The sequence below is a fragment of the Solilutibacter pythonis genome (assembly GCF_003697345.1).
Classification (GTDB): domain Bacteria; phylum Pseudomonadota; class Gammaproteobacteria; order Xanthomonadales; family Xanthomonadaceae; genus Solilutibacter; species Solilutibacter pythonis.
Map to the genome: position 1 here is coordinate 51279 of NZ_RFLY01000006.1, position 12177 is coordinate 63455.

A 12177-nucleotide genomic window follows, 5' to 3' on the forward strand; every position below is an offset into this window, starting at 1 on the left:
CCAGAATATGGCCGCGCCATGGTAACGCCGCGATTGCGCCGGCCGCATCACCGCCGGCGAACCCGGGCCGGCACACATCGGCGCGCCGTCGCCGCATCGGCCAGCCCCCGCTTGACCATGCGCAAGCGCGCTGACATGGTGGCGCTCATGGACGAAACCGATCCCCTCGATCGCCTCGAAGCCCTGGTCGCCCGGCTGGAATCCATGGCCGAACGCCAGCAGCGCCTGGGCGAGGAAAACCGCAGCCTGCGCCAACAACAGGAACAGTTGATCCAGGACCGCGCGCTGCTGATCAACCGCAACGAACAGGCGCGGCACCGGGTGGAGGCGATGATCGCCCGGCTGAAGACGCTGGAGCAGCACACGTGAGCGACAAGCCCGCCGCCGAACCGGTCAACGTCCGCATTCTCGACCGCGATTACACCGTCGGCGTGCTGCCCGACGAACGCGAAAGCCTGCAAGCCGCCGCGCGCCTCCTGGACGACCGCATGCGCGAACTGCGCGGCGGCAACCGGATGGCGGCCTTCGAGCGCATCGCCGTGCTGGCCGCGCTCAACCTGGCCCACGAACTGCAACTACTGCGCGAGCGGAACCAAGCCCGGGAAACCCGCATCCAGCACGCGCTGGAAGGGCTGGAACAACGGTTGAACAAGCTCGGGCTGGACTGAACCCGCCGCGCGCGGGCCGCCGCCTCGTCCATTCATCCATCGCCCCGATACGCGGCTATACTGCCCCAGTGTCCTCTGCCTTGAGCGACAGCGCGCAAAACATTCGCCTTGTCCCTTAAGAACGACACCGGGGCTGCAACCGGGCCCGGCGTGCATGTCCGCCCTTGTCGCGGAAAGCCCAACGACCCGCGAGCGATCCCACTTGAACCCACAGGTTCAAGGTCGTTTCGCCGCATCGCCACGGCGGAGGATGCCAAATCGGAAACCCGGCTTCGGCCGGGTTTCCTTTTGGCCGGGTTGCCCGGCCGAAGATGCGGACGCCGGTCGCCAGCCAGCGTTTCGATGCGGGCGAACGCCGCCGCGGCGACTACAATTCGCCCATGTCGATACCGATGCCCTCCCGCGCCGAGCTGCGCGAGCGCCGCCGCGCCATCCCGCCCGCGGCGCGGATGGCCGCCGCGGAAGCCGTCGCCGGCCGCCTGCTCGCCCTGCCCGGAGCACCCGCCGCCGGCCATGTCGCCGGCTACTGGGCGATGGATGGCGAACTGCCGCTGCATGCCTGGCAGCTCGGCCTGCCGGCCGGCTGCGTGTACTGCCTGCCGGTGCTCGACGACGCCCGGCGCGCGCTGCGCTTCGCCCCATGGCGCGCGGGCGATGCGCTCGTCACCAACCGCTTCGGCATCCCCGAACCCGACCTCGGCCCCACCGCACTGCTCGATGCCGGCGACATGGCGCTGATCGCCCTGCCGCTGACCGGCTTCGACGCCCGCGCGCACCGCGTCGGCATGGGCGGCGGCTGGTACGATCGCACGCTGGCGTTCCGCCGCAAATCCACCGCGCCGCCGCACTGCGTCGGCATCGGCTTCGACGTGCAGCAAGTGCCCGCCATCGCGCCGCAAGCCTGGGACGTGCCCTGCGACGCCATCGTCACCGAATCAAGAACGATCCTCCGAACCCCATGAGCACCCGCAAGAAATACTGGTTGATGAAGTCCGAACCGACCGACTTCTCCATCGACGACCTGGCAAAGGTCGAGATCGAGCCGTGGACCGGCGTGCGCAACTACCAAGCACGCAACTTCATGCGCCAGATGAAACCCGGCGACGGCGTGCTGTTCTACCACTCCAACTGCGCGCTGCCGGGCATCTACGGCATTGCCGAGGTGGCCAGCCCGCCCTACCCCGACAAGACCCAGTTCGAGCGGAAATCCAAGTACTTCGACGAGAAGGCCACCCCCGAACAGCCACGCTGGGAACTGGTCGATGTCGGCTACGTGCGCACGCTGAAGCGCCCGATCGCGCTGGCCGAGATCCGCGAGCACCGCGACGAGCTGGGCGAGGAATTCGCCCTCATCCGCACCGGCTCGCGCCTCTCGGTGATGCCGGTGACAGCCGCGCAGTGGAAGCTGCTCATCTCGCTCGAATCCGAATGACCCGCCCAAGGAACCGCTGATGTCCGAAGCCAAACGCCTCGCCGCCGAGAAAGCCATGGATCATGTCGAGGACGGCATGGTCGTCGGTGTCGGCACCGGCTCCACCGTGGCGTATTTCATCGATGCGCTGGGCCGCGACCCGACGCGGATCAAGGGCGCGGTGTCGAGCTCGGAGCAAAGCACCGCGCGGCTGAAGGCGCATGGCATCGAAGTGCTCGACCTCAACCACACCGGGCCGCTGTCGCTCTACGTCGATGGCGCCGACGAATGCGATCCGCGCAGGCATCTCATCAAGGGCGGCGGCGCGGCATTGACCCGCGAGAAGATCATCGCCGAGGCCAGCGAGCGCTTCGTCTGCATCATCGATGCGTCCAAGCAGGTGGAAGTGCTGGGCAGGTTCCCGCTGCCGGTCGAAGTGATCCCAATGGCGCGCAGCCTGGTGGCGCGGCAGATCACGACGATGACCGGCGGCCAGCCGGTATTCCGCATGCAGGCCGGGGACAAGGCGGTAATCACCGACAACGGCAACGTCATCCTCGACATCCACCACCTCTCGATCACCGACCCCAAGGCGCTGGAGATGGCGATCAACCAGATTCCCGGCGTGGTCAGCGTCGGCCTGTTCGCGCGCCGCCCGGCCGACGTGGTGATCGTCGGCGGGGAGCCGCCGCAAGTGCCGTGAGCCTCAACCGCTACGGCGGCGGAACAGCCCCCACGAAACCGTGAGCATCAATACCGAAGGCAGCACGTAGGCCAGCCGGTAGTCGAACTTGTACGCGCCGGCCAGCCGCGCCGACATCTCCTGCAACAGCCAGAACCCGAGCGCGAACACCACGCCCAGAAAGAGACGCCTACCCAGGCCGCCGCCGCGCAGGGTGCCGAAGGCGAACGGAATCGCCGCCAGGCACAGCGCCAGCACGTTGAGCGGATAGAACCAGCGGCCCCAGTAGAACGATTCGAACTCGCTGGCATCCAGTTGGTTGCGCTTGCGGTAGTCGATGCTCGATTTCAGCGTGGCCGAATCCAGATAGCGCGGCTGCGCCACGCTGGCCGACAACGCGGCGGCATCCAGCTTCGATTCCCAGCGCTCCTCGGCCACGGTTTCGCGCCGCACGCTGCGCGCGTCGAAGTGGGTGCGCGCCACGTTCCTCAGCAGCCAGCCACCGGGACGGTGCTCGGCCACCGCCGCGTGGGCGATGGAGGTCAACTGGCCGGCCTCGTCGAAGCGGTACAGGCGCAGGTCCTTCAACTCCAGCCAGGCGTCTTCGCCATTCGTGCGCTCCTGGCCGGACCCGGCATTGAGGAAGATGTCGCCCTCGCGCGCCCAAAGGCCGGAATACTGCGCCACGATCATGTCGGGCGAGGTCGCGCTGGCCTTGAGCGCATTGGCCTTGCGTTCGGCCCACGGCCCCAGCGTTTCGCCGGAGAACACCATCAACCCGGTCAGCACGCCGATGGTCAACGCCACCGAGACGCTGAGCCGCTTGCGCGACAGCCCGAGCGCGCGCAGCGCGGTCAGCTCGGAGCTGGCGGCCAGTTGGCCAAGGCCGAGCAACGCGCCGATCACCGCCGCGGTGGGAAACAGCTCGTAGGCACGGCGCGGCAGCGTGTAACTGGAATACATGAAGGCATCGGCGAAGCCGTAACTGCCCTTGCCCAGGTCATCGAGCTGGGCCATCAGGCCGCCACCGCCCAGCATGAAATCGAGCATCACCAGCACGAACCAAACGGCGATGACGAAAACCAGCACCACCTTGCCGATGTAGCGGTCGTGAATCCTCGGGAACGGCTTCATCGCGCCAACCTCCGTCGCGGCAACCGGCCATCACGGCTGTAGAACCAGACGCCCAGCGCCAGCACCGGCAGCAGCAGCCACCAGAGGCCAAGCGCGGCCGGCAGCTTGCCCTTGGCGATCAGGTCGGTGCCGAGCAGCATCAACTGGATCGAGACCAGGTAGCCGAGGAAGCCCGTGACCATGCGCCCGTAGCGCGCCTGCCGCGGCGGGCTGCGCGAGAGCGGCACCGCCAGCAGCGCCAGACCCAGTGCGATGAGCGGCGGAGCGATGCGCCAGTGCAACTGCGCGCGCGCCTCGCGGGCGGGGTCGCCCAGCAGGGCCAGGGTCGGCTTGCGGCGCGGATCATTGGCGCGGGGATCGTTTTCGCGGTCGGGCATGCGCACGTCGTTACGGACGAAGCGCAGCAGGCGGTAGTCGAGATCGCCGCCGGCCATCGGCCCTTCCACCTCGAAACCATTGCCCAGGCTGAGATAGCGCGTGCGCGCGCCATCCAGGGTCAACTCGCCCTCGGCCGCGGTGGTGACATCGAGGCGGTCGCCTTGTTGCCTGTAGATGAAGATGCGCTTGAACTTGCTGCCGTTGTGTTCCATCTCGCCGACATAGACCACGCCCCCGCCGCCGGGCAGCTCGGTGAAGCGACCGGCCTCCAGCCCGGTGATGAGCAGGTTGCGATTGGCCTCGCGGATCATCGCCCGCGAGGTGCGGTCGGCCCACGGCCCGAGCCACAGCGAGCACAGCGCGATCAACGCCACCAGCGGCAGCGTCACCATCATCAACGGCTTCAACAGCCGCTTCGGCCCCACGCCGATCGAGGTCAGTACCGGCATCTCGGCATCGCGGTAGAGCCGCGACATCGCCATCAACAGCCCCAGCATCAGCGCCAGCGGCATGATCACCGGCAACCAGGTCAGCAGGACGAAACCGAGCTGCGCGGCGGTCATGCTGGCCGGCAGGCGGCCCCGGGCGATGTCCCCGAGCACGTCGATGAAGGCGCCGCCGATCATCACGATCAAGAGCACCACCAGGGTGGCGAAGATGGCCTGGGCGAATTCGCCCAGCAGGTAGCGGTCCAGCTTCTGCATCGAGGGTGGGGCCCGGGGTAGTTGAATTAGACTAGTCGGCTCTTGTGGCGCCGCGACCGTAGCGGCCACGGCGGCCACGCATTGTACGTAACAGCTGATTGGAATCTCGTTGATGGCCCTCGAATTCGCCCTGAACACCAGCGCCGCCGCCCAGGCTGCCCTCGATTGCGTCGTGGTCGGCCTGTTTGCCGACCAGTCGCTCACCCCGGCCGCCGAGGCCATCGATGCCGCCTCGGCCGGCCGCCTGAGGGCCTTGGCCGAGCGTGGCGACATCGGCGGCAAACCCGGCAAGACCGTGCTGCTGCACGACCTGCCCGGCGTCACCGCGCCGCGCGTCCTGGTGATCGGCCTGGGCGACAAGGCCAAGTTCGGCGTGCCGCAATACCTGAAGGCGGCGGCCGACGCCGCGCGCGCGTTGAAGACCGGCAACGTCCATAGCGCACTTTTCACCCTTTCCGAACTGGAAGTGAAGGGCCGCGACCGCGCTTGGAACATCCGCCAGGCCGCGATCGCCGCCGATCACGCCATGTACCGCTACACCGCCACCCTCGGCGCGAACAACAAGAAGCGCGAGGACAAGGGGTTGGAGAAGTTCGAGATCACGGGCGAGGACGGCGCCGCGCTGGCGCAGGGCCAGGCCATCGCCGCCGGCGTCGCCTTCGCCCGCGAGCTGGGCAACCTGCCCCCGAACGTCTGCAACCCGGCCTATCTCGCCGCGCAGGGCGAAGCGTTCGCCGCCAAGTTCGACAAGGCCGAATGCGAGGTGCTGGGCGATGCGGAAATGGAAGCGCTCGGCATGGGCTCGCTGCTGGCGGTCGCGCGCGGCTCGGCCAACCGCCCGCGCATCGTCGCGCTGAAGTGGAACAACGGGGGCGAGGCCAAGCCCTACGTGCTGGTCGGCAAGGGCATCACCTTCGACACCGGCGGCATCAACCTCAAGACCCAGGGCGGCATCGAGGAAATGAAGTACGACATGTGCGGCGCCGCCACGGTGATGGGCACCTTCGTCGCCGCCGTCGGCATGGCGTTGCCGATCAACCTCGTCTGCATCGCAGTCGGCGTGGAGAACATGCCCGACGGCAACAGCTACCGCCCGAGCGACGTCATCACCAGCATGTCCGGCAAGACGATCGAAGTCGGCAACACCGATGCCGAGGGCCGGCTGATCCTGTGCGACGCGCTGACCTGGGCGCAGAAGTTCGAGCCCGAGGCGCTGGTCGATGTCGCCACGCTGACCGGCGCCTGCATGGTCGCGCTCGGCAAATACGCCACCGGCGTGATGACCAAGCACGACGACCTGGCCCGCGAGCTGATCGGCGCGGGCGAAACCGTGTTCGACCGCGCCTGGCAACTGCCGCTGTGGGACGAATACCAACCCATGCTCGACTCCCAGTTCGCCGACATCTACAACATCGGCGGCCGCTGGGCCGGGGCGATCACCGCCGGTTGCTTCCTCTCGCGCTTCGCCGAAGGCCAGCGCTGGGCGCACCTGGACATCGCCGGCAGCGCCAGCGACGAAGGCAAGATGGGCATGGCGACCGGCCGCCCGGTCGGGTTGCTGAGCCAGTGGCTGTCGGATCGCGGCGCCGCCCGATGATCCATCCGGCCGCCCGCCGCGACGCCCCGGCGCGCCGCCACGCCTTTCACCCGGCGGCGTCGAACGCGGCCGGCGCGGCGGGCCGCGGAATGCCGCTACCCGCCCCGGGCAGGTAGGGCCGCCGGATGCGCGCCGACTTCTACCTCATTGCCAGGCCCCGTTTCCGCGACGAACCGCTGAAGCTGGTCTGCGAACTCGCGCGCAAGTCGCACGAGGCCGGCTTCGCTACCCTGATCCTGGCCCGCGACATGGCCCAGGCCGAAGCGCTCGACGACCTGCTATGGTCGTTCGACCCCGATGCCTACCTGCCGCACCAGATCGCCGGACTCGACGACGAAGAAGAACTCGCCCCGATCCTGATTGCCGCGCCGGACACCGACGCGCCGATGCGGCCGCTCGTCATCAACCTGCGCGACGCCCCGGCCGAAGGCCCCTTCGAACGCGTGCTGGAAGTGGTGCCCGCCGACCCGGCCGCCCGCGGCCCGCTACGCGAACGCTGGCGCCAGTACCAGGCGCGCGGACTCGACGTCAAGAAACACGACATGTAACGCCGGCCCGCCCGGCACCGCCTCCCATTCCATCGCCATGACCACGACGACCCTCGCCCCCAGCTACCTCCCCGCCGACATCGAAACCCGCCTGTACGAGAAGTGGGAGCAATCCGGCGTGTTCGCGCCGCGGGGCGATGGCCCGGCCTACACCATCGTGCTGCCGCCGCCCAATGTCACCGGCACCCTGCACATGGGTCACGCCTTCCAGCACACCCTGATGGACGCGCTGGTGCGCTACCACCGCATGCGCGGCTACCGCACCCTGTGGCAGATGGGCAGCGACCATGCCGGCATCGCCACCGAGATGGTGGTGAGCCGCAACCTGGCCATCGAAGGCAAGGGCGACACCCGCGATTCGCTGGGTCGCGAGAAATTCATCGAGAAAGTATGGGAGTGGAAAGCGCATTCCGGCGACGTCATCGAGCGGCAGATGCGCCGGCTCGGCGCCTCCGGCGACTGGTCGCGCAGCGTCTTCACCATGGACCCGATGGCCGCCGAGGCCGTCACCGAGGCCTTCGTGCGCTTGCACGAAGCGGGTCTGATCTATCGCGGCCAACGCCTGGTCAACTGGGACCCGGTGCTGGATACCGCCATCTCCGACCTGGAAGTCGAGAACACCGAAGTGCCTGGCCACATGTGGCATTTCAAATACCCGCTGGCCGGCGGCGAGACCTACGAATACGTCGAGCGCGACGCCGATGGCCAGGTCACGCTGCGCGAAACCCGCGACTACATCGCCATCGCCACCACCCGCCCGGAAACCATGCTGGGCGACGGCGCGGTGGCGGTGCACCCGGATGACCCGCGCTACGCGCCGATCGTCGGCAAGCTGTGCGAAATCCCGGTCGGCCCGAAAGCGCACCGCCGTTTGATCCCGATCATCGCCGACCCGTATCCCGACCCGGATTTCGGTTCCGGCGCGGTCAAGATCACCGGCGCGCACGACTTCAACGACTACCAGGTCGCCACGCGCCACGGCATCCCGCTATACGCGCTGATGGACGGCAAGGCGTGCATGCGCGAAGACGGCCTCGCCTACGAGGAGAGCGCCAAGCTGGCCGGCGCGATCACCCGCGGCGAGCGCGAGGCCGGCGACGTCGCCGCGATCAACCTGGTGCCGGAAGCGCTGCGCGGCCTCGACCGGCTGGAAGCGCGCCGGCAAGTGGTCGCCGCGATCACCGGGGAAGGGCTGGCCGTCACCGATGCCGAGGGCCAGCCGCTGGTCGAGGCGAAGAAGATCATGCAGCCCTTCGGCGACCGCTCCGGCGCGGTGATCGAACCCTTCCTCACCGACCAGTGGTTCGTGAAGATGGACGGCATGGCCGAGCGCGGCATGGCGCTGGCGCAATCGGGCGAGGTCAAGTTCGTCCCCGCCAACTGGATCAACACCTACCGCCACTGGATGGAGAACATCCAGGACTGGACGATCAGCCGCCAGCTCTGGTGGGGCCACCGCATCCCGGCCTGGTTCGACGAGGCCGGCCGCAGCTACGTCGGCCGCAGCGAGGACGAAGTGCGCGAGAAACACGGCCTGGGCGACACCGCCCTGCGCCAGGACCCGGACGTGCTGGAGACCTGGTTCTCCTCCGCGCTGTGGCCCTTCTCCACCCAGGGCTGGCCCAACGAACGACGCATGGCCGAGCGCGGCTTCGAAGCCCACGTCCCCAGCAACGTGCTGGTCACGGGCTTCGACATCATCTTCTTCTGGGTGGCGCGGATGATCATGATGACCGACCGGCTGACCGGCCGCGTGCCATTCCGCGATGTCTACATCACCGGCCTGGTGCGCGACCGTAACGGCCAGAAGATGTCGAAATCGAAGGGCAACGTGCTCGACCCGCTCGACATCATCGACGGTATCAGCGCCGACAACCTCGTCGCCAAGCGCACCACCGGCCTCATGAAACCGCAGGACGCGCCGAAGATCGAGCAGGCCACCCGTCGGGAGTTTCCCGAAGGCATCGCCGCGCACGGCGCGGATGCGCTGCGCTTCACCATGACCGCGCTGGCCGGCCCCGGCCGCGACGTCAAATTCGACCTCGCCCGCGCCGAGGGCTACAAGAATTTCTGCAACAAGCTGTGGAACGCCACCCGCTTCGTGCTGATGAACAGCGAAGGCTTCAGCGCCTCGGGCGCGCCGCAGCCGCGCGGCGATGCCGAGAAGTGGATCCTGTCCCAGCTCGACAAGACCGCCGCCGAAGCCTCGGAACATTTCGCAACCTATCGCTTCGACCTGCTCGCGCAAACCTTGTACGAATTCGCCTGGAACCAGTTCTGCGACTGGTTCCTGGAACTCTCCAAGCCGGCCTTGAACGGCGATGACGAAGCCGCCGCCGCGTCCACCCGCCACACCTTGCTGTACGTGCTGGAGCGCCTGCTGGCGCTGCTGCATCCGCTGATCCCGTTCGTGACCGAGACGCTCTGGCGGCAGGTCGCGCCGAAACTCGGCATCGCCGGCGACACCATCATGTTGCGCGCCTACCCCCGCGCCGGCGAACTCGATGTCGCCGCCTACGCCGAAGCCGATGCCGACATCGAATGGCTGAAAGCCATGGTCAGCGCGCTGCGGCGCGTGCGCAGCGAACTGGGCGTGCCACCGGGCAGGCAAATCGCACTGCTGGCGCGCGGCGGCGGCGAGCGCGAACATGCGCGCCTGACCCGTTTCGACGCCGCCCTGCGCTTCCTGGCGCGCATCGAGCGCATCGAGCCGATCACCGGCGAACCACCGGCCGCCGCCGCCGCCCGCGTCGGCGAACTCGACCTGTTCGTGCCGCTGCAAGGGCTGGTCGATCTGGATGCCGAACGCGCCCGCATCGACAAGGAGCTCAAGCGCGTGGCCGGCGAACTGGGCAAATCGCGGAACAAGCTGGCCAGCGAAACCTTCGTCGCCAACGCCCCGGCGGCGGTGGTGGCGCAGGAACGCGCACGGCTGGCCGAGTGGAGCGCGCAGCACAAGGCGTTGACCGCGCAGCGGGCACGGCTCGGCTGACGCGCGCCGCCTCGGCGGCTAGTCCAGGAGTTCCATCGCCATCACCAGCGCATCCTCGCGCGCGCCGGCCGCGGCCGGGTAATAGCGCGGGCGGCGGCCGATCTCGTTGAAGCCCTCGCCGTGATAGAGGGCGATCGCATGCGCATTCGAGGGACGCACCTCCAGGAAGACGCGCACGGCCGCCTGTTGACGCACCACCGCGCACATCGCGCGCAGCAATCGCCTGCCCTGCCCGCGCGATTGCCAATCGGGATCGATGCAGAGATTGAGCAGATGCGCCTCGCCGGCCTGCACGCTCAACACCGCGTAGCCCGTCACCCGACCAGCCGCTTCGTCTTCCAGCACCCACATCGGATAACCCGCGCGCAGGCAGTCCCGGAAATTACCGCGCGTCCAGGGCCACGGATAGGCGCGCAGCTCGATCGCCATCACCGCGTCCAGGTCGCTCTCGCGCATCCGTCGCAGCAACGGCGCCGCGGCCTCGGGCAGGGCGCTCACTACCGGCCCCGCAAACCGCGCAGGCGCGGCCAGAGCGCGCGCTTCACCGCCGGATCGCGCAGCCGCTCCAGCGCGGGCAGGGCGACGCCCGCCTCGGCCAGCGCCTCCGGGACGATGCCCAGCGCCTTCGCCAGCATCGCCAGCACGCGCGGGTCGGGCGGCGGGGGCGGCTCGCTGCCGGGGACGTGCGATTGCAGCAGGACATGACCAAGCTCGGCCAACGCCTCGCGCTGCAAGGCATCCCAATTCATGCCGGCTCCGTCGCCTTGCGCCGCCGCGACAGCGACATCACCGGCCCCGACATCGCATAGAGCACGAACACCGCCAGCAGGGTTTCCGGCGGATACAGCGCCAACGCGATCAAGGCCGCCACCACGATCAGCAGCACGAAGAACGGCACCCGCTCGCCCTGCGGCCCGCTGCGACGCCCCTTGAAACTGGTATAGCGGATGTTGCTCACCATCAACAACGCCGCGACCACCGTGACGGCCAGCGCCGGATAGCGCAGAGCCGCGCCTTCGAGGGCGTAGTCGTGCATGGTCCAGACGAAGCTCGCCATCACCGCCGCCGCCGCCGGGCTCGCCAGGCCGACGAACCAACGCTTGTCGACCACGCTGACCTGGCTGTTGAAGCGCGCCAGCCGCAGGGCGGCGCAAGCGGCGTAAAGGAAGGCGGCCAGCCAGCCCAGTTTGCCCGCCGTCGTGCCATCGACGTGCATGTAGCGCAGCGCCCAGTGGTACATCAACAGCGCTGGCGCCATGCCGAAACTGATCAAGTCGGCCAACGAGTCGTACTGCACGCCGAACTCGCTCTGAGTATTGGTGAGGCGGGCGACGCGCCCGTCCACGCCATCGAGCAGGGCGGCGATGAAGATCGCCACGCAGGCATGTTCGAACTTGCCCTGCCCGGCGGCGATGATCGCGTAAAACCCGGCGAACAGGCCACCGGTGGTGAACAGATTGGGCAGCAGATAGACCGCGCGCGTGGGACGGCGCGGTGGCTGGGCGGGAGTTTCATCCATCGACATCCGGGCAGTGTAGGGCCTGCCGCCGGCCATTTCACCGGCCAGCGCCGCCAGGGACGACTTGCGGCCGGCCAGCCCCGGTGATGCAATGCGGCAAGTTCTTCTGGAAAACCACCATGCGCCCCGTCTTCCTCCTCGTCGCGACCTGCACCCTCACTCTTCTTTGCGTCACCACCGGGCTGGCCCAGGAAAAGGTCTACCAGTGGCGCGATTCGCAAGGCCGGACACACTATTCCGGCACCCCGCCCAAGAGCGGCGATTACAGCGTGCGCGGCGCCGGCGCACCGGCCCCGGCACCTATGGCGAAAGAAGAACCGGCCGCGCCGGAAACCGAGCAATGCCGCCAGGCGCGCGCCAACCTCGCCATCCTCAAAAGCGGCACCCCGGTGCAGATGAAAAGCGACGGCGAGGGCAAATCCAGCCGCGTGCTCGACGACGAGGAACGCGCCGCCCAGACCAGGCTTGCGCAGACCATCATCGACACCAACTGCACGCCGAAGAAGTAAACCGGCCAAACAGCGCTGCGCGCGCCTGTCGCATG

At 68.3% G+C, this 12177-nt stretch carries 14 protein-coding genes and 1 other RNA gene; 10 read left to right on the forward strand and 5 right to left on the reverse strand.

Annotation, left to right across the window (positions count from 1 at the left end; genetic code table 11):
• The first annotated feature begins 147 nt into the window (after positions 1-147).
• The 6 genes from EBB59_RS05330 (at position 148) to rpiA (ending at position 2782) form a co-directional block, all read left to right on the forward strand.
• The gene (locus tag EBB59_RS05330; protein ID WP_122101236.1) at positions 148-369 is read left to right on the forward strand and encodes a TIGR02449 family protein; all 222 of its coding nucleotides are present in this window, start codon (positions 148-150) and stop codon (positions 367-369) included.
• Positions 366-668, forward strand: coding sequence for a cell division protein ZapA (locus EBB59_RS05335; protein WP_122101116.1), 303 nt, complete (start codon positions 366-368; stop codon positions 666-668). Before EBB59_RS05330 ends, EBB59_RS05335 begins: the two co-directional genes overlap by 4 nt.
• 69 nt (positions 669-737) lie before the next feature.
• A non-coding RNA gene (ssrS, locus tag EBB59_RS05340) (6S RNA) lies at positions 738-922 on the forward strand.
• Between the two features lie 57 nt (positions 923-979).
• Positions 980-1630, forward strand: coding sequence for a 5-formyltetrahydrofolate cyclo-ligase (locus EBB59_RS05345; protein ID WP_342769030.1), 651 nt, complete (start codon positions 980-982; stop codon positions 1628-1630).
• Entirely contained in the window at positions 1627-2100 is a 474-nt protein-coding gene (locus tag EBB59_RS05350) for an EVE domain-containing protein (protein ID WP_122101117.1), read from the forward strand. The genes EBB59_RS05345 and EBB59_RS05350 overlap by 4 nt, the downstream gene beginning before the upstream one ends.
• A gap of 19 nt (positions 2101-2119) precedes the next feature.
• Positions 2120-2782: a ribose-5-phosphate isomerase RpiA gene (rpiA, locus tag EBB59_RS05355; protein ID WP_122101118.1), complete on the forward strand. Its 663-nt coding sequence runs from the start codon at positions 2120-2122 to the stop codon at positions 2780-2782.
• A 3-nt stretch (positions 2783-2785) separates the two neighbouring features.
• Here rpiA and lptG read toward each other — a convergent pair whose 3' ends face one another.
• Both lptG and lptF read right to left on the reverse strand, forming a co-directional pair.
• A complete protein-coding gene (lptG, locus tag EBB59_RS05360; RefSeq protein ID WP_122101119.1) occupies positions 2786-3895 on the reverse strand; it encodes an LPS export ABC transporter permease LptG in 1110 nt (369 codons plus the stop codon).
• A complete protein-coding gene (gene lptF / locus EBB59_RS05365) occupies positions 3892-4977 on the reverse strand; it encodes an LPS export ABC transporter permease LptF (protein WP_122101120.1) in 1086 nt (361 codons plus the stop codon). Before lptF ends, lptG begins: the two co-directional genes overlap by 4 nt.
• A gap of 112 nt (positions 4978-5089) precedes the next feature.
• On the opposite strand from lptF, the gene EBB59_RS05370 reads away from it, so the two are divergent.
• The 3 genes from EBB59_RS05370 (at position 5090) to EBB59_RS05380 (ending at position 10114) form a co-directional block, all read left to right on the forward strand.
• Positions 5090-6574 (forward strand): leucyl aminopeptidase, encoded by a 1485-nt coding sequence (locus EBB59_RS05370; RefSeq protein WP_122101121.1) that lies wholly within the window; start codon positions 5090-5092, stop codon positions 6572-6574.
• 125 nt (positions 6575-6699) lie between these two features.
• Complete coding sequence (locus EBB59_RS05375) at positions 6700-7122, forward strand: DNA polymerase III subunit chi (protein ID WP_122101122.1); 423 nt, start codon at positions 6700-6702, stop codon at positions 7120-7122.
• A 37-nt stretch (positions 7123-7159) separates the two neighbouring features.
• A complete protein-coding gene (locus EBB59_RS05380; protein ID WP_122101123.1) occupies positions 7160-10114 on the forward strand; it encodes a valine--tRNA ligase in 2955 nt (984 codons plus the stop codon).
• A gap of 18 nt (positions 10115-10132) precedes the next feature.
• On the opposite strand, the gene rimI is transcribed toward EBB59_RS05380, so the two are convergent.
• The 3 genes from rimI to pssA are packed head-to-tail and all read right to left on the reverse strand — an operon-like array spanning position 10133 to position 11633.
• The gene (gene rimI / locus EBB59_RS05385; protein ID WP_425451798.1) at positions 10133-10612 is read right to left on the reverse strand and encodes a ribosomal protein S18-alanine N-acetyltransferase; all 480 of its coding nucleotides are present in this window, start codon (positions 10610-10612) and stop codon (positions 10133-10135) included.
• Complete coding sequence (locus tag EBB59_RS05390) at positions 10612-10863, reverse strand: hypothetical protein (protein ID WP_122101124.1); 252 nt, start codon at positions 10861-10863, stop codon at positions 10612-10614. Before EBB59_RS05390 ends, rimI begins: the two co-directional genes overlap by 1 nt.
• Positions 10860-11633 (reverse strand): CDP-diacylglycerol--serine O-phosphatidyltransferase, encoded by a 774-nt coding sequence (pssA, locus tag EBB59_RS05395; RefSeq protein ID WP_122101239.1) that lies wholly within the window; start codon positions 11631-11633, stop codon positions 10860-10862. Before pssA ends, EBB59_RS05390 begins: the two co-directional genes overlap by 4 nt.
• A gap of 119 nt (positions 11634-11752) precedes the next feature.
• Here pssA and EBB59_RS05400 point away from each other — a divergent pair, with 119 nt between their 5' ends.
• On the forward strand, positions 11753-12142 hold the full coding sequence (locus EBB59_RS05400) for a DUF4124 domain-containing protein (protein WP_158601723.1): 390 nt from the start codon (positions 11753-11755) through the stop codon (positions 12140-12142).
• Positions 12143-12177 lie beyond the last annotated feature (35 nt).